Source organism: Pseudoalteromonas sp. UG3-2, assembly GCF_037120705.1.
GTDB lineage: Bacteria > Pseudomonadota > Gammaproteobacteria > Enterobacterales > Alteromonadaceae > Pseudoalteromonas.
The window spans coordinates 530,853-555,717 of record NZ_JAWLJU010000002.1 but is presented as its reverse complement, the minus strand read 5'-3'; the positions used below and the strand labels follow the sequence as shown (position 1 = coordinate 555,717).

Below are 24,865 nucleotides of genomic sequence, written 5' to 3'. Positions count from 1 at the left end.
CTAAAGTGCAACCTTGTCATTCATGCGGGTTGCACTTTATGTTTTCATCCCTATTACAATACTATCCCTACAACACGGCCGTTAATATACTAGGAGCGCTATTGAATAAACGCTTAATATTACCAGCCCTAATTGCACTGTTTTTGGCACTAGAGAGCACTCGCAGTATTGTCATTGCGGCGTTAAGCGACGCCTTTTATCAAGTTACTGTGTTTGTCGCAGCAACCCTGCTTATTTATTACTATCTTGTCGACAAAATTCCGCAGCTTAACCTCAGCTACCTAAGTCAAAGGTCCGCCACGCTCGAAATTATCATGGCATCGCTAATGGGGGCACTCCCCGGGTGTGGCGGCGCGATTATTGTGGTGACCCAATTTACCAAAGGGCAAGCCAGCTTTGCAGCCGTAGTTGCTGTACTCACCGCCACCATGGGCGATGCGGCTTTCTTATTAATGGCCAAAGCCCCAATCACAGCGCTGCAAATTATCAGCCTAGGTATTCTAGTTGGTTGCCTCAGTGGCTTCATTGTGCGCCTCTTTCACGCGCCCAACTTCTGTGCCCCTGCAAATGATGGTGAGCATAAGCCGCAGACCCACGCAATTCCTAAGGCCGTGATACTGAGTCGTTCAGTCTGGAAGTTATGTTTAGCGCCCAGCGTGATCATTGCTCTCGCCATTGCCTTCAATAGCGATTTTGGCAGTTTTCAAAACGCCATAACTTGGTCTGGCGCCGCACTGGGTTTGTTTGCCGTGTGTATTTGGGCACTTAGCTCAAAAGGAATGACGTATAAAGACATTACCTCAGAAGATGAGCAGCGCAATGAGCCCGGAAAATTAACTCGCGTTTTGCAAGACACCCACTTTGTTACCGCTTGGGTGGTGGCCAGCTTTTTACTGTATGAACTATCAACGGCGTTGTTTGGCTTGGATCTAGGGCTTTGGTTTAACCAGTTTGCCATTTACGCGCCCTTAGTGGCCATTACTATTGGCTTACTGCCTGGATGTGGTCCACAAATTGTTGTAACAACGCTTTATTTGCAAGGCATAGTGCCGTTCAGCGCCTTAGCCGCGAACGCCGTTGCTAACGACGGTGATGCCCTATTTCCCGCCATTGCACTGGCGCCCAAAGCGGCTTTAGTGGCCACGTTGTACTCCGCCATTCCGGCCTTTATGGTCGGATACGGGCTTTATTTTTGGCACGGGTGATAGTGGCGAATTCCGTTGTCATCCACCATCACATAACAGGGCTGATGGTCATGAAATGCGTGATAAAACACCTCATCAAACAACAGCTGTTCGCTTTTTTGCTCACCACTGGCTAATTGATAACTTACCAACATATGGCTCTCATGGCATATTAGCGGGTTTATCATCCGCTTGTCAGCGACTTTAACCACCGCCAGTACCTCATATACCTTGCCATGTTCCTTATTGTTGAACCAGGTCATAGACTAATTTTGCTCCAATTAGATCACTCAAGGCAGTGCCAACCGATTTAAACAAGGTGATCTCTTGTTCAGTTTCTCGGCCCCCTTGATCCTTGGTCATTTCACTGAGCTCTGCAACCACATCCGTAGGCGAAAAGACCCCTTCTTTGATGGGCAGCAGTAACTCACCCGCTTCGTTTAATACATTAGCACGACTGTCGACAAAAACGCGACTTTTACACACGGTTTCACTGTCGCATTCACGACCTTCGCGGTGGTGATTGCCGATGCAATCAATATGAGTGCCAGGAGTGACCCACTTGCCTTTAAACAGCGGTTGCTGGCTGCCCGTAGCACAGCTTATAACGTCAGCATTGGCAATAATGCTTTCACAGGCTTGCTGGGCAAAGTTAAATTTAATTTCAGGATATTCAACACTAAGCGACTCAACCAGCGCCAGACCTGCGTCTTGGTTTCGGGCAATCACAGTTACCTGGTGATAGTCTCGCACGGCTAAGTGCGCGTTTATCATATAACTGGATAAATTCCCTGAGCCAAAGAACACCAAATGACGAGCGTTTTTTGGCGCCAAATAGTCAGCGGCTAAGGCAGAAACCGCTGCCGTGCGCCACAGCGTTACCTCTGTTCCATCTACTAATGCCAATGGCTCGCCATATTGACGATCAAATAGCATAATTTTCGAGTGCAAAGTGGCTTTTTGTTGTTGCTTATTGTGTGGGAAGTAGGTAAACGCTTTAACCCCAATCACCGTCTCATTCCAAGCCGGTAACACCGCAAAAGCATCGTGATTATCTGGCTGTTGATTGAGCTCATAGACATTGCGAGTTGGCATGCCCGCTTGCTGTGCAAATCCCTCGCGCAATGCCGTAATCAAGCGCGTAAAATTTAACTGACTGGCCACTTGCTGCGCCGATATGATCTTCATGTTTGCCTCCTAGCCAAGTTGAAATTGTTGTGGTGCGTGAGTTAAGCGTTCGTAGCCCGAGTCAGTGATCAATACGTCTTCTTCCAGCCTGACACCGCCAAAATTAGGAATATAAATGCCCGGCTCAATGGTGATCACATTGCCCACTTGTAGCGGGTGATTGACACCGGGTTTGATAAACGGCGTTTCGTGCAAAAATAATCCCAAGCCATGGCCAAGTCCCTCTCCTGCAAATTCGCCAAATTCACTGTGGCTTAACACTTGGTGGGCGGCATCATTAAGCTGCTGGCAGTCGCAACCAGGTTTTAGCAATGCCAGAGCCTGTTGTTGTGCGCTCTGTACGGTATCGTATATGGCTTGTTGCCGTTTGCTTGGCGTACCTAACACATAACTTCTGGTCATATCTGAGCGGTAACCATTCACCACGGCGCCAAAATCAAGCAAGATCATGTCACCTTCATTCAGCTTGGTTTCTCCGGGGCTGCCATGTGGCAAAGAGCTGCGAGCGCCAAACAATAAAATCGTGGCAAATGACATGCCTTGTGAGCCCAACCGCTGCATACGATACTCCAGCTCCAGCGCGGCTTCTCGCTCTGTGATCCCAGCCTTTAGTAGTGGCAAGGTTTCAAGCAGAGCTTGATCGGCAATGGCTGCGGCGCGCTTGATAGAGGCTATTTCATAGTCATCTTTTATTTCTCTTTGCTGCTCCACCCAGTGTTGAGCCACTTGCAGTGACGTTGATGCTGGGCTGGCTTGACACAAAGATAGAAAATCTTGATGGCTAAGCTTATGCGCTTCAAAACCGATCTGCTTGCGTTCGCCCAGTAGCCGAAACAGACACGCTGGTAGTGATTCTTTGTTGCGGTCTCGTAACACTACCTCAACGTCCTGTGTTTCCGCACAAGCGCGTTCGTAATAGCGGTAATCGGTGATAAGCGCAGATGCGCCATCCGTGGTAATCATCAAGGTTGCAGCATTACCACTAAAACCAGTTAAATAGAGAATGTTTTCATAACCAAAAATCAGCATTGCCTGAAGATTATGTTGTTGTAACCGAGCGATTAACTTTTGTTGTCTGGTTAAATAATCAACTTGCATTGAATCTTACTGCTCCTATTGTTGGTAAATCGACAAGGTTAACCCTACTATTAAAATAAAGTTATCGTTGCAGACTTTTATTGAACTGTCAGAGAAATAAGCCGAGTCAAAGCTCGGCTTAGGGTACTTGCCTAGGGAATTCCGTTGGCATGGTTTTATCACCGGGGTTTGTAGTTCATAACATTAGTCTTACTTTAGAATGTGAAACGCGCGACTAATGACAGATACCTCTCTGTTTGGCGCATACTAGCCAAACCATAATCTGGATTTAAAATCAGACCATTATCACCATCTAATGAACGCTGCTCATTAATATTGAGGGCTTTATCGGCATTCAAGAGGTTATAAACAGTGCCTTTAAGCAGTAAGTCATGACCGGCCACATCCGCTTTATAGCTCATTGATAAGTCAATGGTGGTTGCCCAAGGTAGATTATCAACACTGCCACGAGGTGAAGGATCTCCATTTTCATCATAATGAGAGACGTGACCATAGTATTTACTAATACAAGCATCCCATGGGCTGCCTGGCGCACAGCTATCAACTCCTTCAGGGTGTTTCGAAAAGTAGTTGGTTGGACGACCTGCAACCGTCCGTGCAACCAAACCTAGGGTAAAGTTATCAGTGATGTCATAGGAGCCTGACACTTTCAGTGAGTGGCGGTGATCATTAGGCAGGTTACCATAACCATGATCCATTAAATCCGCGTAATCATATGAGGTGGTCCAACCGGGATCGGCTTGGTTATTGTCGGTTTTAACTAACCCCTCGGTATTACCATAGCTATGGGACCAAGTATAAGAAGAGTTAATTCGTAGTTTATCGGTAATATTGCCTTCTAAAGTGAACTCAAGGGCGAGATACTTTCTTACCGCTTGTTGCAGCGCTAACTCTTCAGCCGTGAGGGTAACGTCATCTACTTGACCATCACCATCAAAATCGTAACTCATGGAGATCGCTTCGCCTGGGTTGTTGAGCACATAATACGAGCCCTGCCCAACATTATCTTCAATGCCAAGCTCAGCGAGCTTTTTGGCAAGTACCGGGCCAACATCGGTGTCTTCGACACTACGGCCTAAGTCACGATAAATGGCACGTACGCCAAACGCCATGTCGTCAAACACTTCGGTTTGATAACCTAGGGTAAACTCATCAGAATACATGGGTTTTAACGAAGAAGAGGCAATCAGGCCAGGCTCTGTGATCCCACGTTGACGCCAGCGCCTGTCTCTAAGCATGGCACCCCGGCTAGGCGAGCCGTCGGACAGCAGTACCGGAAAGCCATTGGCATCCACTTCGTTGAGGTCGAAATACTCAAACCACTCTACCGAAGCACTGCCTTGGGTAATATTCATATTGGCCGAGACAGGTTGGAAATAACGGCCATAGGTGAAAAAGACCTTAGACTCACCGTCGCCATTAAGGTCGTAAATCGCCTGCAACCTTGGTGCTAATTGATTGTCCATATCAACATAGGCACGGCCATCGGTAACGGTGTTTTCAAACTGGCTGTATCTTAGTCCCAGATTAAGCACTAGCTCATCGGTCACTTGCCAAGAATCATTGACATAGAAGGCCAATGAGTTTACTTCCGAGTCGACGGTGCGAGTGCGAACCCGACGCTCGACATAATCTTCACCAATGGCGGCACCAGAGATGCTGTTGTCACCGGCCGTTTTTATGCTCCACCATCCTTCTGCATCACCAAGGCCATTTTGACCTGAAAAATAGTCTACCGTTACCTTAGTATAATCAACCCCAAATAAAATAGAGTGGTAGTCTAAATCGATATTAAAATCGATGCGGGCTTGGTCACGAATAAACTCTTGTTCACTTATGCCGGATGAAGTGTGACTAGATAAAGTGACAAAACTACTGCGTTCATCCCAAACCCCAGGAAGTGGTGACGCCACTATGTTTTCAACGTTTTCCGTAACTCGGCCTACCACCGCAGAGACCGAGAAAAAATCCGTAAAATAGCCGTTGTAGTCAATACTGTAAACCTTACCGCCATCCTCACCAGGTGCAGCAACGCCTTGTTCATCACCAATGTCATTGCTTTGCCAATCATAAGTATAACTTTGTGTAGTCCATTCACGCTTATTATTCATGGCTGAAAAGCCCAGGGAATGATCTGCATTAATAAACCAGTCTACTTTGGCAAACCAGCGATCTTCTTCTCTTTCACGGTCTTTAAAAATGGTTTGCTCGGCCCAACGGTTCACTTCTTTTCGCGGCGCAAACAACCCATAGTAGAACAAACTGTCTTCTATTAACGCCCCACTGGCCCATAACTGTAACTCTCTAAAAGAGTCATAATCTTGTTGTGTGTTGATGTTGATGGTGCCATCATCTTGATAATTGGAGTCATGGTAATCATGGCTAAATGACGGGTCTAAGCGCACTTCTGCACCGAATTTAAATTCATTATCACCGGATTTCGACACGGCATTGACAATGCCGCCTAGCGCTCCGCCAAACTCAGGACTGATCCCACCGGTTTTCACTTGGGTTTGTGAAATGGCTTCCCAAGGCAAGCGAATCGAGCCTAAACCGGTTTTAATACTAGTAACATTTAAGCCATTAAAGTAATAGCCATTTTCAGCTGCAGAAGAGCCACCAAAACTCGATGCCCCCTTAAAATTGCTGCCTCCTGGCTGAGCTGTGCCTGGTGCTAATAAAGCGATACTTTCAAACCCAGTATTTACCGGCATGATTTTTAAATCGCTGTCGGTAAAGGTCAACCCGGCTGTTGACGATGCCATATCGACACGACGAATGGCCGTGCCAGTGACCGCAATTCTTTCAATATCCTGCCCTGCGCGAAGGAGCTGAGCATCGAGGATCACGGCTTGACCAATATTAAGCGCGATGTCCTGCTCTATCACCGTTTCAAAGCCTTCTTTTTTAATCGCCACCGAGTAGCGACCGACCGGTAGGTTGCGCAACAGGTACTCGCCTTTGCTGTTGGTTTGCACTGTAAAAACAAGGCCTTTGCTTTTGTGAGTAAACACCAATTGCGCATTATTGAGCTCAGCGCCTTGACTGTTTACGATATTCCCTTTCACCGTGCTATTGCCATCTGCTGCATAGACACTGCTACTGCCAAGAGCCAGCACCAATGCCGAGGCGGTGAGTGTTTTATTAAATAGTTGCGTGATTTTTTTGTTATTACGCATTGTTTTTCCTTTTGTTCCCATTGATGTGAGTGTGTGTTGGTAACGGCTAAACAATACACAATTGATATATTGTATACAATATTTATTATTCATTTATTTTTATTTTTGCACTTATCTTGTTGTTTTTAAATGAGTTAAATTTTTATATTTATTTTTCCGATAGAAAGATGTGTAAACAATATAAGGCTGTGAATGAATCAGTAAGATACGCGTTATTAAGCTAACCCTTAAATAACACCTAAGTTTTGGCACATTCAGCAGCAAAGTGTTGCTTGATACAGACGTTAATGCTGAAAACCTGAATTTGTAATGGGGTCATTGATTGACCCCAGCAAGCAAGTACTGCTATAACCAAGTTCCCTAAAACAGCAATAGCGACTGAAGATGATAGCCAAAACTCCAGCACCACCCTATTACGCGGTAATATTCACCAATATCAAAAACAACGACGATGAAGGCTACGCCCAAACCGCAGCAAGAATGGTAGAACTAGCCCAACTACAACCTGGTTTTTTAGGCATAGAATCAGCAAGAGAAGAAGTGGGGATCACAGTATCTTATTGGCAAGATCTAGAGTCAATCAAAGCATGGAAAGCCAATGCCGAGCATGTAGAAGCGCAAAAGCACGGCCACCAAAAGTGGTATGCCAGTTACACCACTCGCATTGCCAAGGTCGAGCGTGAATACGGTGTCTAACAGCGTTACAAACCCGCTTGAAATGCTTTCTATTTAGCTTTTGCGAGTATCGGCCACTTTTGCACTAAGCCCACCCCGTACAAAGCTGCTAATAGTAAACAAATTAACGAGCTCCAGAGCCAAAATGCCGGCGTGCGTCCCATGGGTTCAAATACAAAATAAAAACCAGCAACAGCACGCAGCAAAAGTAGCAATGTAATCAGAGATAACACCCATCGCATAAACGGTAACTTCAACAACACCCCAGCGCCAGCCGCCGCATAAGCAGACCATATCAGCAGTACAAGCGTGATGACACTGGTAACCAGTGTTGGGTAATGACTACCCTGTTCAGCAAGTCGTGCCATGTGCTCGCCGGCACCAAAAAACCGATACCAAGAAGCCCCAAAATAAATACAGCCAATATGCAACAGCGCCGCAATCAAAGTCAGTATACCTGCTACGAGTAAATAGAGATTCACTTACTTTACTTCCTTAAGATTAAATAATACCAATCCGCATTAATACCTGCTCAATTTGAGGGAGCAAATTCGACGCTAACTGCGTTAAAAATTTCTTATTTAGAACAGCTAAATAGCAAAATTTTCGCCTTGTTATCGACAGAATTTTCTTGCCTCAAATAGACCACTTAATTAAGCGAATTGGTATAAACTGAATTTGCTCATTGTCTGCGCTAATAGTTAGCCACAAAAAAGGCTCCCTAAGGAGCCTTTTTAGCGTCAATTGATTGTTAAATCAATTACCAGCCTGCTTTCTCTTTTAGTGCAGAACCGATTTCTGCAAGAGAGCGTACTGTTTTAACGCCTGCTTCTTCAAGGGCTGCGAACTTCTCGTCAGCTGTGCCTTTACCGCCTGCGATAATTGCACCAGCGTGACCCATACGCTTACCTGGAGGAGCTGTAACACCAGCAATGTAAGAAACCACTGGCTTAGTTACGTTGTGCTTGATGTATTCAGCCGCTTCTTCTTCAGCAGTACCGCCGATCTCACCGATCATCACGATTGCTTCAGTTTGGTCGTCTTTCTCGAACATTTCTAGCACGTCGATGAAGTTAGTACCTGGGATTGGATCACCACCGATACCAACACACGTAGACTGACCGAAGCCTGCGTCTGTAGTTTGCTTAACCGCTTCGTAAGTAAGTGTACCAGAACGTGATACAATACCTACTTTACCTGGCTTGTGGATGTGGCCTGGCATGATACCAATCTTAGTTTCACCTGGAGTGATAACACCTGGGCAGTTAGGACCAATCATGCGAACGCCCGTTTCATCCAACTTCACCTTAACATCAACCATGTCAAGTGTTGGGATACCTTCAGTGATACAAACGATTAGCTCGATGCCTGCGTCGATCGCTTCAAGGATAGCGTCTTTACAAAAAGCAGCTGGTACATAGATAACAGATGCCGTTGCACCTGTAGACTCTACCGCTTCGCGTACTGTGTTAAATACTGGTAGGCCTAGGTGAGTTGTGCCGCCTTTACCAGGAGAAACACCACCAACCATTTGTGTACCGTACTGGATAGCTTGCTCAGAGTGGAAAGTACCCTGACCACCAGTGAAACCTTGACAGATTACTTTAGTATCTTTGTTAATTAATACAGACATTATTTGCCCTCCGCAGCAGCAACTACTTTCTCAGCAGCGTCAGTTAGAGACTCAGCTGCAATGATGTCAAGGCCTGAGTTAGCTAGTACTTCACGACCAGCTTCCGCGTTAGTACCTTCAAGACGTACAACTACTGGTACGTTTACGCCAACTTCTTTAACCGCACCGATAATACCTTCTGCGATCATGTCACAACGTACGATACCGCCAAAGATGTTAACGAGTACTGCTTTCACGTTGTCATCAGAAAGGATGATCTTGAATGCTTCTGATACACGCTCTTTCGTTGCGCCGCCACCAACGTCTAGGAAGTTAGCTGGCTTACCGCCGTGTAGGTTTACGATGTCCATAGTACCCATCGCAAGGCCTGCACCGTTAACCATACAACCAACGTTACCGTCTAGTGCAACGTAGTTAAGCTCAAAGCTTGCCGCGTGTGCTTCACGTGCGTCTTCTTGTGAAGGATCGTGGAATTCACGGATTTTAGGCTGGCGGAATAACGCGTTGCCATCAACACCGATTTTGCCGTCAAGACAGTGAAGGTTACCTTCATCAGTGATTACTAATGGGTTAATTTCAAGTAGCGCGAAGTCATGGTTGATGAACATTTGCGCAAGACCCATAAAGATCTTAGTGAACTGTTTAACTTGCGTTGGGTTCAAACCAAGTTTGAACGCCAGCTCACGGCCTTGATAAGCCTGAGGACCAACTAGTGGATCAACCTCAGCTTTGTGAATTAGTTCAGGCGTTTCTTCTGCAACTTGTTCGATTTCTACACCGCCTTCAGTCGATGCCATGAACACAACTTTACGTGTTCCACGGTCAACTACGGCACCTAGGTATAGTTCATTTGCAATATCAGTGCAGCTTTCTACTAAAATTTTAGCAACTGGCTGACCTTTCTCGTCTGTTTGGTAAGTAACTAGGTTTTTGCCTAACCAGTTTTCAGCGAATGCGCGGATTTCGTCTTTGCTGTCTGCCAGTTTAACACCGCCCGCTTTACCACGGCCGCCAGCGTGTACTTGACATTTAACAACCCACTTGTCTCCACCGATTTTACCAGCAGCTTCAACTGCTTCTTGAGGTGTATCACAAGCAAAGCCTTCTGATACAGGTAGACCATATTCGGCAAAAAGTTGTTTTGCCTGATACTCATGCAAATTCATGATGCTTTATCCAATTTTTTATACTAAAAAAGCTGAATATTTATGCAAATAATCAGCTATCCCAAATTGCGCTCATAGTATAGATCCCAAGGCTTGCTATGAAAACCCCACTTAGACCAAAGGCGCAAAAAAAAAGCTGTATGCGAGCATACAGCTTATTCTTTAAACAAACATTATACGTCGAGTAGAAGACGCGTTGGATCTTCAAGCAACTCTTTGATTGTTACTAAGAAGCCAACCGACTCTTTACCATCAATTTGACGGTGATCGTACGACAGTGCCAAGTACATCATCGGTAAGATTTCAACCTTGCCGTTTACTGCCATTGGACGCTCTTGGATTTTGTGCATACCCAAGATAGAAGACTGCGGTAGGTTGATGATAGGCGTTGAAATCAACGAGCCAAATACACCACCATTGGTGATTGTAAAGTTACCACCAGTCATGTCATCAACGGTAAGTTTGCCGTCACGACCTTTTAGTGCCAATTCACGAATACCTTTCTCAATTTCAGCAACCGATAGCTTATCACAGTCACGTAGTACTGGAGTCACAAGACCACGTGGCGTAGATACCGCGATGCTGATGTCGAAGTAGTTGTGATAAACGATATCATCACCGTCGATTGACGCATTCACTTCTGGGAAGCGCTTAAGTGCTTCAGTTACGGCTTTCACGTAGAAAGACATAAAGCCTAAGCGAATACCGTGACGCTCTTCAAATACGTCTTTGTATTGCTTACGAAGATCCATGATTGGCTTCATGTTTACTTCGTTGAAAGTGGTCAACATTGCAGTTGAATTCTTCGCTTCAAGTAGGCGGTTAGCAATGGTCTTACGAAGACGCGTCATTGGAACGCGTTTTTGCGTACGCTCACCTACTGGTGCCGTAGTAGTGCTAGAAGCTGCTGGCTTTGATTCAGACTTAGCGCCTGACTTCAAGAAGTTGTCCACGTCTTCTTTGGTGATACGACCACCTTTACCTGAACCTTTGATCTTAGACGCATCTAGGCCTTTCTCAGCAATCATACGACGTACTGACGGCGTTAACACATCTGAGTTTTCGTCAGAGTCAGAAGACGTTGATTCTTGCTTCGCTTCTGCAGGCGCCGATGCCGGTGCAGAACCGCTGCCCGCTACCACTTTACCAATCACTTGATCAGCAAGAACAGTTTCACCTTCGCCATGGATTTGTTCGCCCATCACACCATCATCTGGTGCAACTACTTCAAGAACCACTTTGTCGGTTTCAATATCAACCAAGTTTTGGTCACGGCTAACAGATTCGCCTGGCTGTACGTGCCAAGTCGCAATGGTAGCGTCTGCTACTGATTCAGGAAGTACAGGTACTTTAATGTCCACTTCTTTACCTTCTGATGCTTGCGTCGGGTCTGACGCGGCTGATTCTTCTTTGCTTTGCTCTGGTTCTGATTTCGATGAGTCTGATGAGTCAGAAGTACCAGCATCATCGGCCTCGCCCAGTTGCGCGATTACTTGATCTGAAAGAACCGTAGCCCCTTCAGTTTCGGAAATCTCAGTTATAACACCATCTTCTGGTGCTACAACTTCTAAAACCACTTTATCAGTTTCGATATCAACTAGATTTTGATCTCGAGTCACTTTATCGCCAACGCTTACATGCCAAGTGGCAACCGTTGCATCAGCAACAGACTCAGGAAGAACAGGCACCTTGATTTCGGTTGTCATCTCTTATTCCTTATTTCTTAATTGTTAAAGCGTCAGCAATTAACGCGTTTTGTTCTTTAGTATGGGTAGACATATAACCACAAGCAGGCGCTGCTGCCGCTTTACGACCAGCGTAAGATAAATTAGCACCTGATGGAATGGCTTCCCAGAAATGGTGTTGCGAGCAGTACCAAGCACCTTGGTTTTGCGGCTCTTCTTGACACCATACGAAATCTTTAACGTGTTGGTAGCGAGCCATGATCTCGTCCATCTCTTTGTGAGGGAACGGATACAGTTGCTCAACACGGACAATAGCAACATTGTCTAGTTCTTGCTTACGACGCTCTTGCAGTAGTTCGTAGTACACCTTACCGCTACAGAATACAACACGTTCCACTTTCTCAGGGTTGATGTCATCAATTTCATCAATCATGTTGTGGAACACGCCATCGGCAAGCTCTTCAAGGCTAGATACCGCCAATGGATGACGTAGCAGTGATTTTGGTGTTAGTACAATCAGTGGACGACGTAATGGACGTACCGATTGACGGCGCAGCATAGCATACACTTGCGCTGGCGTCGTTGGCACACAGACTTGCATGTTGTGGTCTGCACACAATTGCAGATAACGCTCTAAGCGCGCTGAACTGTGTTCTGGACCTTGACCTTCATAGCCATGAGGTAACAACATGGTTAAGCCACATAAACGGCCCCACTTTTGCTCACCAGAGCTCAAGAACTGGTCAAATACAACCTGAGCACCATTGGCAAAGTCACCAAACTGCGCTTCCCAAAGTACCAACGAGGTTGGTTCCGCCGTAGCGTACCCATATTCAAACGCCAAGACGGCTTCTTCAGAAAGCACTGAGTCATAGACTTCAAACACACCTTGGTTGTCACTGATGTGTTGCAGTGGCAAATAAGTTGATGCGTCTTCTTGGTTATGCACTACCGCATGACGGTGGAAGAAAGTACCACGACCTGAGTCTTGACCTGTAAGGCGTACGTCTGTGCCCTCTTCGACTAAGGTTGCGTAGGCCAAGGTTTCGGCCATACCCCAATCCAGTGGCTTGTCGCCTTTAGCCATGGCCTTGCGGTCGTCATAAATCTTTTTAACGCGAGACTGCGCTTTATGGCTGTCTGGGTAACTAGCAACCTTTTCACCAAGTTCCTTGAGTTTAGCAACATCAAGTTTTGGCTCGTAAGGCGTATCCCAATCGTGGCCAACGTATTTAGACCAATCCGAAGAATGCTTAGTTTCTTTTTGGATCTCTTCCACAACGCACTGACCTTTATCTAGGCCATTACGGTAGTCATCAGAGATTTGTTTCGCTTCTGCTTCCGAAATCACCCCTTCTTTAATCAGCTGCTCAGAGTAAAGCTGACGCGGTACAGGGTGCTTCTTCACTTTTTGGTACATCAACGGTTGAGTTGCGTTTGGCTCATCCGCTTCATTGTGACCATGACGACGGTAACAAACTAGGTCAATAACCACATCACGCTTAAATTTGTTACGGTAATCCAATGCCACTTGAGTAACAAACGCAACGGCTTCTGGATCGTCAGAATTAACGTGGAAAATGGGCGCCTGAACCATTTTCGCAATGTCGGTACAGTACTCTGTTGAACGCGTGTCTTCACGTTTAGAGGTGGTGAAACCAACTTGGTTGTTAACCACGATACGCACTGTACCACCAACGCCATAAGCGCGAGTTTGCGATAAGTTAAATGTTTCTTGAACAACACCTTGTCCAGCGATCGCTGAGTCACCATGGATCGTAATAGGTAATGCCTTGGAGCCACTTTGGCAATTCAAACGATCGAGACGAGCGCGAACTGAACCCATGACCACTGGATTAACAATCTCTAGGTGAGACGGGTTAAAGGCCAAGGCCATATGAACGTTGCCGCCCTTAGTGCCAAAGTCAGAAGAGTAACCCATGTGGTATTTAACGTCACCAGAACCGGCTTGTTCGCCGTATTTACCAGCGAACTCGTCAAATAGCTCCTGCGGGTTTTTACCTAAGACGTTAACTAACACGTTCAAACGCCCACGGTGGGCCATACCAATAACCGCTTCTTCTTGGCCGCTTTCACCAGCACGGTGCATCAGCTCTTTCAGCATTGGTACTAGGGCATCACCACCCTCAAGTGAGAAACGCTTAGCACCTGGGAACTTAGCCCCTAGGTATTTTTCCAGACCATCTGCTGCCGTCAGGCCTTTGTAAATTCGTAGTTTCGTTTCTTTGTCAAACTGAGGCTTGGCGAAGGTGGACTCTAAACGTTGTTGGATCCAACGTTTTTCTTCCGTTGAGGTGATGTGCATGTACTCTGCGCCAATCGAACCACAATAGGTTTCTTTTAAGGCAGCATACAAATCTTTCAGTTTCATTGTCTCTTTGCCACAAGCAAAAGAGCCAACGTTAAATTCTTTATCTAGGTCTGCATCAGTTAAATCGTGAAAACTCGGGTCTAAATCACGAACGCGCTCTCTTTGCCAAATCCCAAGGGGATCGAGGTTTGCGTTTTGATGACCACGGAATCGAAATGCGTTAATTAACTGCAGAACTTTAACTTGTTTAGCGTCAGCAGCACCTTCTGCCGATACCACGACCTCTTTGTGTTTGTTTTTAGCAAGTTCAGCAAATTGCGCTCTTACTTCTGAATGTTTTGCATCAACATCCACCCCATCAACTTTTGGCAGTTGATCAAACACCTCTCGCCATTCTTCTGGCACTGAAGCTGCATCGTCTAGATACGCCTCATATAGATCTTCTACGTATGCGACGTTACCGCCGTACAAGTGCGAAGATTCTAGCCATGCCTTCATCACACCTTCGTGCATTTATTAGCCCTTTTATCTAGCGCAGAAACTTAAACGAAAACAAGATGGCAAGCTAATGCTTGCCATCTTAGCTAGTAGTATGTGTTATACCGAACGGTTTAACAACATTGATTTAATTTGTCCAATTGCCTTAGTCGGATTAAGGCCTTTAGGACATACGCTAACACAGTTCATGATACTGTGACAGCGGAAAACGCTGAATGCATCATCAAGGTCTGCAAGACGTTCTTCGGTTGCCGTATCACGGCTATCAGCCAAGAAACGGTAAGCGTGAAGTAGGCCAGCAGGACCGATGAACTTATCTGGGTTCCACCAGAAAGACGGACAAGACGTTGAACAACAAGCACAAAGAATACACTCGTACAGGCCGTCAAGCTTTTCACGGTCTTCAACTGACTGTAAACGCTCTTCACCACCAGTTGGCTTGTCGTTAATTAGGTACGGCTTAACCTTCTCGTATTGCGTGTAGAATTGGCTCATGTCGATAACCAAGTCACGAATAACCGGAAGACCCGGTAATGGACGTACAACGATTTTGCCTTTGCCGCCTTTTTGCAATGCTGAAATAGGCGTAATGCAAGCAAGACCGTTTTTACCGTTCATGTTTACACCGTCAGAACCACACACACCTTCACGGCATGAGCGGCGGAATGATAAAGATGGATCTTGCTCTTTTAACTGCATCAGAGCATCTAGCACCATCATGTCACGACCTTCCTCTACCTCTAGAGTGTAGTCTTGCATGCGCGGTGCTGCATCTTCATCAGGATTATAACGATAAACAGATAATTCTAAAGTTGCCATCGCTTAGCTCCTAGTATGTACGTGCTTTAGGTGGGAACGCTTCGCGAGTCGTCGGCGCAAAGTTTACTTCGCGTTTACTCATCGCATCAGACTGCGGGTGATAAATTGAGTGGCATAGCCAGTTCTCATCATCACGCTCAGGGAAGTCAAAGCGCGAGTGCGCACCACGACTCTCAGTACGGAAGTTTGCAGCTACCGCAGTTGAGAAAGCCGTTTCCATCAGGTTATCTAGCTCTAAACACTCAATACGCTGAGTGTTGAACTCGCTTGACTTATCGTCCAAACGGGCATGCTTAAGACGCTCACGGATCTCTTTAAGATCTTTCAGGCCATCGGCCATAGCGTCGCCTTCACGGAATACCGAGAAGTTAAGCTGCATACACTCTTGCAAATCTTTCTTGATTTGCACAGGATCCTCGCCCTTACCTTTCTCAGAGCTTTCCCAGCGATTGAATCTCGCTAGTGCCTGATCAACGTCGTCTGCCGTAGCATCGCCAGTTGACTCAAAGTCGCTTAGGTAAGTGCCTAAGAAGTTACCTGCAGCACGACCAAATACCACAAGGTCAAGCAGTGAGTTACCACCAAGACGGTTTGCACCGTGTACCGATACACAGGCAATTTCACCAACGGCGAACAGACCTTCAACAATACGTTCTTCGCCCGCTTCATTGACATCCAGTACCTGACCATGAACGTTGGTCGGTACACCACCCATCATGTAGTGACATGTTGGGATAACTGGAATTGGCTCTTCTGCCGGATCTACGTGGGCAAACGTCTTAGATAAGTCACATACACCAGGTAGGCGTAAGTTTAGAGTTTCTGCACCTAGGTGATCCAACTTAAGTTTGATGTGCGTACCCCAAGGGCCTTCACAACCACGACCTTCACGGATTTCTGTCATCATTGCACGGGCCACAACGTCACGACCTGCAAGGTCTTTAGCGTTAGGGGCATAACGCTCCATGAAGCGCTCACCGTCTTTGTTTAACAGGTAACCACCTTCACCACGACAGCCTTCAGTCACTAATGTACCAGCGCCTGCGATACCGGTTGGGTGGAACTGCCACATTTCCATGTCTTGCATGCCAATGCCAGCGCGAACAGCCATACCCACACCGTCACCAGTGTTGATGTGCGCGTTGGTAGTAGATGCATAAATACGACCAGCACCACCGGTTGCAAGTACTACCGCTTTTGATTTGAAGAAAACCACTTCACCGCTTTCAATATCAATTGCTGTAACACCAACCACATCGCCTTTGTCGTTTTTAACTAGGTCTAATGCGTACCATTCAGAGAATACATTTGTGTTATTTTTTACGTTCTGTTGGTACAAGCAGTGTAGCAATGCGTGACCAGTACGGTCCGCTGCAGCAGCAGTACGAGCGGCTTGTTCACCGCCAAAGTTTTTCGACTGACCACCGAAAGGACGTTGGTAAACACGACCATTTTCAAAGCGCGAGAATGGTAAACCCATGTTCTCAAGCTCAGTGATTGCCTCTGGGCCGGTTTTGGTCATGTACTCGATAGCGTCTTGGTCACCGATGTAATCAGAACCTTTAACCGTATCGTACATGTGCCATTCCCAGTTATCCTCGTGCGAGTTACCTAGCGCAACGGTGATACCCCCCTGCGCCGATACCGTGTGCGAACGAGTTGGGAATACCTTAGAAATTAGTGCACAGGTTTTACCTGATTCTGAGATAGCTAGGGCCGCGCGCATACCAGCGCCACCAGCACCTACTACTACTGCGTCAAATTCGCGTACGTTATATTTCACTTAAACACCCCATAAAACAAAGAGACCAATAGCTACGTAAGCTAATGCGATCAGGTTTAATACAAAGCTCAGTACTGAACGCATAGTGGCGCCTTTAACATAGTCCGTTAGTACCTGCCACAAACCAATACGGGTATGAACCATAATGCACACCAAAGTGATCATGGTTGCTGCTTTCATAACTAGGTTAGAAAACAACCCGCTCCACGCTTCGTACGTTAGCTCAGGGGTAAGAAGAAGATAACCTACGATAAATACCGCATATGCAAGGATAATTAACGCAGTTGCACGCAGTGAGACGTAGTCTTGTACGCCATCACGCTTTAGAGTCGCTTGATTTAAGACCATATCCACACTCCAGCTAGAATTGCTACGATAACCCAGATTGCCAATGCAATCTTAGCGCTGTTATTGCCCGATTCTAATTCTTCCCAGTGTCCCATATCCTGAATCATGTGACGGATACCACCGATAATGTGGTAAGACAATGCAGTTAGGGTACCCCACGCGATGAATTTCGCGATGAAGCCGGTCATCAGTTCGGTTACGAACGTGAAACCTTCTGGTGAAGAGAGTGATTCAGCCCAAGCCCAAATCACAAAGGTCAAAGCGAAGAAGAATGCCACACCGGTGACACGGTGTAGAATCGACGCCTTAGCCGTTGGCGGCATAGATATAGTCGTAAGATCTAGATTTACAGGTCTTTGCTTTTTCACAGTTACTTGCCCATCTTTGCTCACAAAGGAGCTCATCTACTTGTTTTTATGAAACCCACCTACATAGTGCAATGTAGATGGCACACTCTAGATAAACCAATTAGGACACCAAAAAGTTCACTGGAGTGTAAAAAATTGATGTAAAAATAGGTTTACCCACAGACGATACGGTATAAAACCGTTGACAGTATATAAGGCTATCCGCCCTTTTACAATTCTTGTTTAGATTGAGAAGCTTGCGAATTAGCGAATGGTCTAATATTTAATCGCCATAGAATATTTATTATACATATATGCATAAATCTCAGAAAAATTGACTTCTTACCCGGTTTATAAGTTAGAATGATCTGAATTTGCTTAACATTAGTATCACAACATAACAATCAGAATGTTGTTATTAAATAGGAGACAAATAGATGGCAGATAAGAAAGCCACAGTCCACATTGATGGTCATGATCCGATTGAGTTACCAATTTACGAAGGTACTGCAGGTCAAGACGTTGTAGACGTTCGTTCGTTCGGTGCTCACGGCCTATTCACTTATGACCCAGGATTCATGTCGACTGCTTCTTGCGACTCGTCGATCACCTACATCGACGGTGCCAAGGGTGTGCTGCTTCATCGCGGTTATCCAATCGAACAACTAGCTGAAAACTCAAACTATATTGAGCTTTGTTACTTACTTCTAAACGGTGAGCTACCAAACAAAGAACAACTAGCCGAGTTCTCTGATGAAGTTACTCGCAATACCATGATGCACGAGAAAATCGCTGCCTTCTTCCAGGGTTTCCGTGTCGATGCTCACCCTATGGCTATGCTATGTGGTGTGGTTGGTGCATTGTCTTCGTTTTATCACTCAGACCTTGATATTTCAGACGAAGAACAGCGCATGCGTTGTGCTATTAAGTTGGTTGCAAAACTACCAACCATCGCGGCGATGGCATACAAGTATAACGTTGGCCAGCCTTTCGTATACCCACGTAACGACTTAAGCTACGCAGAAAACTTCTTACACATGATGTTCTCTGTGCCTGCAGAAGACTACAAAGTGAACCCAGTGCTTGCAAAAGCAATGGACAAAATCTTTATGCTTCACGCTGACCACGAGCAAAACGCGTCAACGTCTACTGTACGCTTAGCGGGTTCTTCAGGCGCTAATCCATATGCCTGTATCTCTGCTGGTATTGCGTCTCTATGGGGACCAGCTCACGGTGGTGCGAACGAAGCATGTCTGAACATGTTGGAAGAAATCGGTTCTGTGGATCGCATTGACGAGTACATCGCTAAAGCGAAAGACAAGAACGACCCATTCCGCCTAATGGGCTTTGGTCACCGCGTATACAAAAACTTCGACCCACGCGCTACGGTAATGCGTCAAACGTGTCACGAAGTACTTGAAGAGCTTAACATTCAAGATCCATTGCTAGACGTAGCGATGAAGCTTGAACAAATCGCTCTTGAAGACCCGTATTTCGTTGAGAAGAAGCTTTATCCTAACGTTGATTTCTACTCAGGTATCATCCTGAAAGCTATCGGCATTCCTACTAGCATGTTCACGGTTATCTTCGCCATGTCTCGTACTGTTGGTTGGATCTCACACTGGAATGAAATGCTGTCGCAGCCAGGCCACAAAATTGGTCGTCCTCGTCAGCTATACAAAGGCTACACAGCTCGCGACTACAAAGGTCACGACGACAGATAGTCTTAGTATCAAGATTAAAAAAGGCCGCTGTTGCGGCCTTTTTTGTTTTATTCTCGCCTTGATTTCGCTAAAATCCCGCCGTCAAATCACCTCAGGTATGTTATGACTACTATACAATCGTTGCGCCAAGACTTTCCTATTTTAGAGCAAAAGCTCGATGACCAAAGGCTATGTTACTTCGACTCCGCCGCCACAACGCAAAAGCCGGCTCAGGTTATCGATGTCATAAAAACTTTTTATGAGTATGAGAATTCAAATGTACATCGAGGTTTACACACACTCAGTGAGCGTGCGACAACTAGCTACGAAAATGCTCGCCAACTCACTGCCGATTTTTTTCATGTTGATGGCAAAGAGATCGTCTGGACCAGTGGTGCAACGGCCGCGATCAACTTGCTTGCCAGTAGCTTAAGTGCTGAATTTACCGAGCAAAGCAAGGTGGTGATTAGCCCATTCGAACATCATGCTAATATAGTGCCATGGCAACAGGCCTGTGCCCGCAGCGGTGCTGAACTACTGGTGTTGCCCATGCTAGAGGAAGGCAAGTTAGACTTAGCCGGCTCGTTGGCATTACTGCAGCAACATCAGCCAGACGTTTTAGCGATTGGCCATGTGTCTAACGCATTGGGAAATATTCAGCCCATAGACGCTCTAATACAATGCTGTCAGCAACTAGGGATCACCACCGTCGTTGATGGTGCTCAATCATTACTGCATTTGCGCCCTAATTTGCGCCAGCTTGGTTGTGATTTTTATGTTTTCTCTGGCCACAAAGCGCTTGGCCCTACTGGTATTGGTGGGCTGTATGGTCGCTATGACAAACTCGATGCCTTACCGGTCTATCAAACTGGTGGGGAAATGATAGCAACGGTGACATTTGAGGAAACCACGTTCCGCTCGGCGCCCGCTAAATTTGAGCCGGGCACCCCAAACATCGCCGGTGTTATCGCGTTTGCTGCGGCACTTGAATACCTCAACCAGATAGATAGTGACGCGCTATTCCAATACGAGCAACAGCTGTATCGCAAGCTATTAGCAGAAATGGAACAAATTCCTGGCATCGCAATCTATGGTGATCGCCACCATAACGCCGGTGTGATTAGCTTTAATTACAAAAACGAGCACCATTATGACATGGCGACCTTGCTTAATACCTATGGCGTTGCCGTACGCAGTGGCCATCACTGTGCCCAGCCTTTGATGAAACAACTAAACCTCAACGGCACGGTAAGAGTAAGCCTGGCTTTTTATAATAATGAAGAGGATATTGCGCAATTTATTAGTGCGCTAAAATCAACAATAGAGCTGATAGATTAATAATGAACATCACTACCATCACAGAAAAATTAACCGCCTGCAGTGGTTGGCAGGCGAAATATCGCGAAATTATGTTATTGGGCAAACAACTGCCCGCCCTGCCTGATGAGTTGAAAGTGCCATCGGCATTAGTGTCTGGCTGTGATAGTAATGTCTGGTTGTATATTGAACTCGATGACAGCCAACAGCAGATGGTGCTGATGGCCGATTCAGATACCCGTATTGTACGGGGCCTTTTAACCATCATTATTGCCGCTTTTGCTGGCAAATCTCCGCAACAAGCAGCTCAAACCGATGTCTATGGCTTATTTCAATCGCTGGGTCTTATTGCTCACTTAAGCCCTTCTCGAGGGAATGGCATTAGGGCTATTGTCGAGCAGATACAATTGGCAGCTAAACAGTGCGATTAAACACACTACACATCAAGCCAGCGAGGTACATTACTGGCTTGTTGTAGACACTTACCGCTGAAATAAAAAACGGGCCCCAAACGTTGGGGCCCGTTTTTTATTACGCTCTAAATGTATTACTTAACGGATTTTATCAGGTATTTTTGAATAGCTCTGGCCGCTGCGTAAAAGCCAAAACTTCCCGTCACCATGGTTGCGGAGCCAAAACCTGTGGCACAGTCCATGTTCTTACCACCTTCGGCTTGCTGTTTCATTTTACACACTGTGCCATCGCTACTTGGGTACACCAACTGCTCAGTTGAATAGACACAGTCCACTGCAAACTTACGCTTAGGGTTTGTGGTAAAGTTATATTGCTTGCGTAACAGGTAACGTACTTTGGCCAGCAAGGGATCGTGTGTGGTTTTGGCCACGTCACCATATTGGATTTGACTGGGGTCAGTTTGGCCACCAGCACCACCTGTGGTGATAATTGGTATTTTATTGCGTTTACAATGTGCGATTAACGCCGCTTTTTCCTTCACCGCGTCAATGCAGTCAATAACATAGTCGAAACCTTGGATATACTCTCTAATGTTGTCTAGCATTAAAAAGTCATCAATGAGAGTTACTTCACAATCAGGGTTTATGGCCAAACAACGGGCTTTCATGGCTTCAATTTTTTGTTGGCCAATGCTATTGCTATCAGCATGAAGCTGGCGATTGACATTAGTTACACAAATATCATCCATGTCGATTAAGGTGATTTTACCCACCCCAGTACGAACTAGGGCCTCTGCCGCCCAACTTCCTACACCACCAATGCCAATAACGCAAAAATGTGCTTGCTCTAGTGCATGCAGTTCTTTGTTACCATATAAACGACCAATACCGCCAAATCGTAACGCTCTATTTGATTCAGTCATTTTACCACTCTAGCTTGTTTGGCTGCTGCCAACTGGAAAAAATTTCGTTTGCTGTTAATTGTGCAAAGTGTTCGCCTTTGTCTGGTAAGGCGTGATAACTGTGCTGTTGCCCTTGCCAGACAAACTCTAAGCAATAGGCGTGCAAATAAGTGCGATCGGCTTTATCGCCACCATAAGCAACATCACCTAGTATCGGCGCGCCCAAACTTTTCATTGCTACCCTTATCTGGTGGGTTTTGCCGGAATACGGTTTGACAATGCAAGCTCTAAGGTTTGGCGCAATGGCACAAGAATAGAACCGTGTTACTGCTGGGTTTAATTTGGTTTTAGTTAATTTATACGTACCACGGCGAGATTTGGCCATGTCGCCTTTTACCCAGCCCTGCTTCTTTTTCGGTTTAGCGGTGATCAAAGCCAGGTAGTATTTATCAATTTCTCGAGCACTGAACAATGCCGTAAACTGCCGAGCAGCGGCGCTGGATTTGGCCAGCAAAATAAGCCCAGAGGTGACTTTATCGAGGCGGTGTACCGGGAATAACGGATAACCTAACTGTTCGGTCAGTAGCGCCACAAAACCACTTTGTTGCTCGCTGTGAAAGCTCACACCTGCCGGCTTATGGGCAACAACAAAATCACTGTGCTGGGCTATGATCGCAAACTCAGCCATGCCATATCTCTTGCACGCGTTGTAAATCTTCCGGTGTATCTACCCCGGCGTGGACTGGCTTTTGCGCTTTAGCCACTTTAATTTTATAGCCATGGTACAACACTCGCAGTTGCTCTAACGATTCTTGCTGCTCTAAAGGAGACGGAGAAAGATCTAAATAGGTTTTAATAAACCCTGCACGATAGGCATAAATGCCCACATGGCGCTGGAAATGAGCAACATTCAGCTGCGTTTTATCCTCTGTCATCATGCTGTCGCGCTGAAATGGGATGCTGGCACGGGAAAAATACAGCGCATTACCAGCAATGTCAGCCACTACTTTCACCGCATTGGGGTTCAGTACCTCTTCAACATCAGCAACGTCAACACTTAAGGTTGCCATCGGCGCCTCTGCATCATCAAGGAGTGTCGCCACCTGAGTAATGTTAGCGGGTTCCAGCAAAGGTTCGTCCCCTTGAACGTTCACCACTACCGTCTGTTCATCCAGAGCGAGTTTGTCAACAACTTCCGCTAATCGCTCTGTGCCTGACTGATGATCTTCACGTGTCATGATGACATCTTGAGTAAAACCCAGCGCGGCTTGATAGACAGCATCATGATCGGTCGCGATGTAGACTTTTTTCGCGCCACTTTGGCTCGCTTGCTCATACACCCTTTGGATCATGGGTTTGCCTGCAATGTCGGCGAGCGGTTTACCAGGTAAGCGGCTGGAAGCAAAACGCGCTGGTATAACGACTACGAATTCCACTGCTCAACCTCATCGCTATTCAGCTCCCTCGCTTCGTTTTCCAGTAATACCGGAATATCGTCTTTAATGGGATAAGCAAGTTTTGCCGCCGTGCTGATTAGCTCTTGGTTTTCTTTGTCGTATCTTAATTTACCTTTACATACAGGACACGCGATAATTTCTAATAGTTTGCTGTCAAAGGCCATGTCTGATCTCTTTCTCTTTTAATAAGTTTACCACCGCATCATAAAGTGCCGGTGTGGGTTTGGCATCTACCTTTAGGTAATACCAGTTGTCTTTTGCAAATGATTTACACTTTACCGCATCTTTCTCGGTCATAAAAATGGCTTCTCCTCCCAGCGACTCGAAATCATCGGCTTTATAGGCATAGTGATCGGCAAAATGCAGCCTTTCAGTGAGGGTAATGCCATTTTGCTCTAAGCTGCTCTCGAACCGGGCTGGATTGCCAATGGCACACACCGAGACCCCGGTTATTGCCACTTTGTCTGCAGGCTTACCATCTTTAACGCGATAAAAACCTTGCCCTTCTAAACTATACGATAATGGCTCTGTGCCGCCATTATAAATGGCTAAATCAACCTGCTGCGTACGTTTAATTGGCTCTCGCAACGGTCCTGCTGGTAGCACTAGACCGTTACCAAATTGACGTTGATTGTCGATGATGCAAAATTCTATATCACGGGCTAACTGGTAGTGCTGTAAACCATCATCACAAACAATGATATTGACGTCATGCTCTGCTAGCAGCTTTTTAATGCTGGCTTGACGGTCTGCGCCTATCATTACCGGGCAGCGCAAACGCTGCGCCAATAAACAAGGCTCGTCTCCCCCTTGTTCAGTGGCGGTCTCAGCGGTCACTAGAAAAGGCGTAATAGGCGGATTAGCACCATAGCCGCGGCTGATCACAGCGACCTTAAACCCGAGCTGTTGCAAAAATGGCACAAGCCACAAAACGAAAGGTGTTTTGCCGTTGCCGCCAACACTGATGTTACCCACCACTAATACCGGCACTGGCGCTTGGTAGGCGCGAAGCACCTTAATGCGATACAGTTGCCTTCTCAGTGTGCTGATCCCAAAAAACAGCAATGTCAGAGGCAATAATAGTAGAGTTAACAGATTAACCTTTTTAAACCAGTTTTGCTCCAGCCACTTTGCCATG

23 protein-coding genes are annotated in these 24,865 nt (G+C 46.2%); 5 read left to right on the top strand and 18 right to left on the bottom strand.

Translation table 11 applies throughout. From position 1 onward, the window contains the following. Positions 1-38 precede the first annotated feature (38 nt). Positions 39-1,205, top strand: a complete 1,167-nt coding sequence (locus tag R3P39_RS05825) for a putative manganese transporter (RefSeq protein WP_336566234.1) — start codon at positions 39-41, stop codon at positions 1,203-1,205. On the opposite strand, the gene R3P39_RS05820 is transcribed toward R3P39_RS05825, so the two are convergent. From R3P39_RS05820 to R3P39_RS05805, 4 genes are all read right to left on the bottom strand, one after another. Then, positions 1,187-1,447: a hypothetical protein gene (locus R3P39_RS05820; RefSeq protein WP_336566233.1), complete on the bottom strand. Its 261-nt coding sequence runs from the start codon at positions 1,445-1,447 to the stop codon at positions 1,187-1,189. The two genes, R3P39_RS05825 and R3P39_RS05820, sit on opposite strands and share 19 nt — an antisense overlap. After that, complete coding sequence (locus tag R3P39_RS05815; RefSeq protein WP_336566231.1) at positions 1,428-2,372, bottom strand: ornithine cyclodeaminase family protein; 945 nt, start codon at positions 2,370-2,372, stop codon at positions 1,428-1,430. Before R3P39_RS05815 ends, R3P39_RS05820 begins: the two co-directional genes overlap by 20 nt. A 9-nt stretch (positions 2,373-2,381) precedes the next feature. Next, positions 2,382-3,470, bottom strand: a complete 1,089-nt coding sequence (locus R3P39_RS05810) for a M24 family metallopeptidase (RefSeq protein ID WP_336566230.1) — start codon at positions 3,468-3,470, stop codon at positions 2,382-2,384. Between the two features lie 194 nt (positions 3,471-3,664). Next, positions 3,665-6,649, bottom strand: coding sequence for a TonB-dependent receptor (locus R3P39_RS05805; RefSeq protein ID WP_336566228.1), 2,985 nt, complete (start codon positions 6,647-6,649; stop codon positions 3,665-3,667). 384 nt (positions 6,650-7,033) lie between these two features. Between R3P39_RS05805 and R3P39_RS05800 the strand changes: the two genes are divergently transcribed. After that, on the top strand, positions 7,034-7,345 hold the full coding sequence (locus tag R3P39_RS05800; protein ID WP_336566227.1) for an antibiotic biosynthesis monooxygenase family protein: 312 nt from the start codon (positions 7,034-7,036) through the stop codon (positions 7,343-7,345). Positions 7,346-7,374: 29 nt separating this feature from the next. Here the strand turns inward: R3P39_RS05800 and R3P39_RS05795 are convergent, their stop codons facing one another. From R3P39_RS05795 to sdhC, 9 genes are all read right to left on the bottom strand, one after another. Beyond that, on the bottom strand, positions 7,375-7,806 hold the full coding sequence (locus R3P39_RS05795; RefSeq protein ID WP_336566226.1) for a hypothetical protein: 432 nt from the start codon (positions 7,804-7,806) through the stop codon (positions 7,375-7,377). A gap of 278 nt (positions 7,807-8,084) precedes the next feature. Beyond that, the gene (gene sucD, locus R3P39_RS05790; RefSeq protein ID WP_336566225.1) at positions 8,085-8,957 is read right to left on the bottom strand and encodes a succinate--CoA ligase subunit alpha; all 873 of its coding nucleotides are present in this window, start codon (positions 8,955-8,957) and stop codon (positions 8,085-8,087) included. Further along, entirely contained in the window at positions 8,957-10,123 is a 1,167-nt protein-coding gene (gene sucC, locus R3P39_RS05785) for an ADP-forming succinate--CoA ligase subunit beta (RefSeq protein WP_336566224.1), read from the bottom strand. The genes sucD and sucC overlap by 1 nt, the downstream gene beginning before the upstream one ends. 173 nt (positions 10,124-10,296) lie before the next feature. Continuing rightward, positions 10,297-11,829 carry a 2-oxoglutarate dehydrogenase complex dihydrolipoyllysine-residue succinyltransferase gene (gene odhB / locus R3P39_RS05780; RefSeq protein ID WP_336566222.1) on the bottom strand — a complete coding sequence of 511 codons (1,533 nt, stop codon included), beginning with the start codon at positions 11,827-11,829 and terminating at the stop codon, positions 10,297-10,299. Positions 11,830-11,839: 10 nt separating this feature from the next. Continuing rightward, entirely contained in the window at positions 11,840-14,653 is a 2,814-nt protein-coding gene (locus R3P39_RS05775) for a 2-oxoglutarate dehydrogenase E1 component (RefSeq protein ID WP_336566220.1), read from the bottom strand. A gap of 84 nt (positions 14,654-14,737) precedes the next feature. Further along, positions 14,738-15,457 (bottom strand): succinate dehydrogenase iron-sulfur subunit, encoded by a 720-nt coding sequence (locus tag R3P39_RS05770; RefSeq protein ID WP_336566219.1) that lies wholly within the window; start codon positions 15,455-15,457, stop codon positions 14,738-14,740. Between the two features lie 10 nt (positions 15,458-15,467). Then, positions 15,468-17,240, bottom strand: a complete 1,773-nt coding sequence (gene sdhA / locus R3P39_RS05765; RefSeq protein WP_336566218.1) for a succinate dehydrogenase flavoprotein subunit — start codon at positions 17,238-17,240, stop codon at positions 15,468-15,470. Continuing rightward, positions 17,241-17,588, bottom strand: coding sequence for a succinate dehydrogenase, hydrophobic membrane anchor protein (gene sdhD, locus R3P39_RS05760; RefSeq protein ID WP_336566217.1), 348 nt, complete (start codon positions 17,586-17,588; stop codon positions 17,241-17,243). Next, positions 17,579-17,956: a succinate dehydrogenase, cytochrome b556 subunit gene (gene sdhC / locus R3P39_RS05755; RefSeq protein WP_336569249.1), complete on the bottom strand. Its 378-nt coding sequence runs from the start codon at positions 17,954-17,956 to the stop codon at positions 17,579-17,581. The genes sdhD and sdhC overlap by 10 nt, the downstream gene beginning before the upstream one ends. Positions 17,957-18,372: 416 nt before the next feature. On the opposite strand from sdhC, the gene R3P39_RS05750 reads away from it, so the two are divergent. From R3P39_RS05750 to R3P39_RS05740, 3 genes are all read left to right on the top strand, one after another. Beyond that, complete coding sequence (locus R3P39_RS05750; RefSeq protein WP_336566216.1) at positions 18,373-19,659, top strand: citrate synthase; 1,287 nt, start codon at positions 18,373-18,375, stop codon at positions 19,657-19,659. A gap of 102 nt (positions 19,660-19,761) precedes the next feature. Further along, complete coding sequence (locus tag R3P39_RS05745; protein ID WP_336566215.1) at positions 19,762-20,976, top strand: aminotransferase class V-fold PLP-dependent enzyme; 1,215 nt, start codon at positions 19,762-19,764, stop codon at positions 20,974-20,976. Between the two features lie 2 nt (positions 20,977-20,978). Continuing rightward, positions 20,979-21,386: a SufE family protein gene (locus R3P39_RS05740; RefSeq protein ID WP_336566213.1), complete on the top strand. Its 408-nt coding sequence runs from the start codon at positions 20,979-20,981 to the stop codon at positions 21,384-21,386. Positions 21,387-21,502: 116 nt separating this feature from the next. Here R3P39_RS05740 and tcdA read toward each other — a convergent pair whose 3' ends face one another. The 5 genes from tcdA to lpxK are packed head-to-tail and all read right to left on the bottom strand — an operon-like array spanning position 21,503 to position 24,864. After that, a complete protein-coding gene (gene tcdA, locus R3P39_RS05735; RefSeq protein WP_336566212.1) occupies positions 21,503-22,291 on the bottom strand; it encodes a tRNA cyclic N6-threonylcarbamoyladenosine(37) synthase TcdA in 789 nt (262 codons plus the stop codon). A gap of 1 nt (position 22,292) precedes the next feature. Beyond that, entirely contained in the window at positions 22,293-22,958 is a 666-nt protein-coding gene (locus R3P39_RS05730) for a TIGR01621 family pseudouridine synthase (protein WP_336566210.1), read from the bottom strand. Continuing rightward, the gene (gene kdsB, locus R3P39_RS05725; protein ID WP_336566209.1) at positions 22,951-23,706 is read right to left on the bottom strand and encodes a 3-deoxy-manno-octulosonate cytidylyltransferase; all 756 of its coding nucleotides are present in this window, start codon (positions 23,704-23,706) and stop codon (positions 22,951-22,953) included. Before kdsB ends, R3P39_RS05730 begins: the two co-directional genes overlap by 8 nt. Then, the gene (locus tag R3P39_RS05720; RefSeq protein WP_336566208.1) at positions 23,694-23,891 is read right to left on the bottom strand and encodes a Trm112 family protein; all 198 of its coding nucleotides are present in this window, start codon (positions 23,889-23,891) and stop codon (positions 23,694-23,696) included. The genes kdsB and R3P39_RS05720 overlap by 13 nt, the downstream gene beginning before the upstream one ends. Next, positions 23,881-24,864, bottom strand: a complete 984-nt coding sequence (gene lpxK, locus R3P39_RS05715) for a tetraacyldisaccharide 4'-kinase (protein WP_336566207.1) — start codon at positions 24,862-24,864, stop codon at positions 23,881-23,883. Before lpxK ends, R3P39_RS05720 begins: the two co-directional genes overlap by 11 nt. Position 24,865 lies beyond the last annotated feature (1 nt).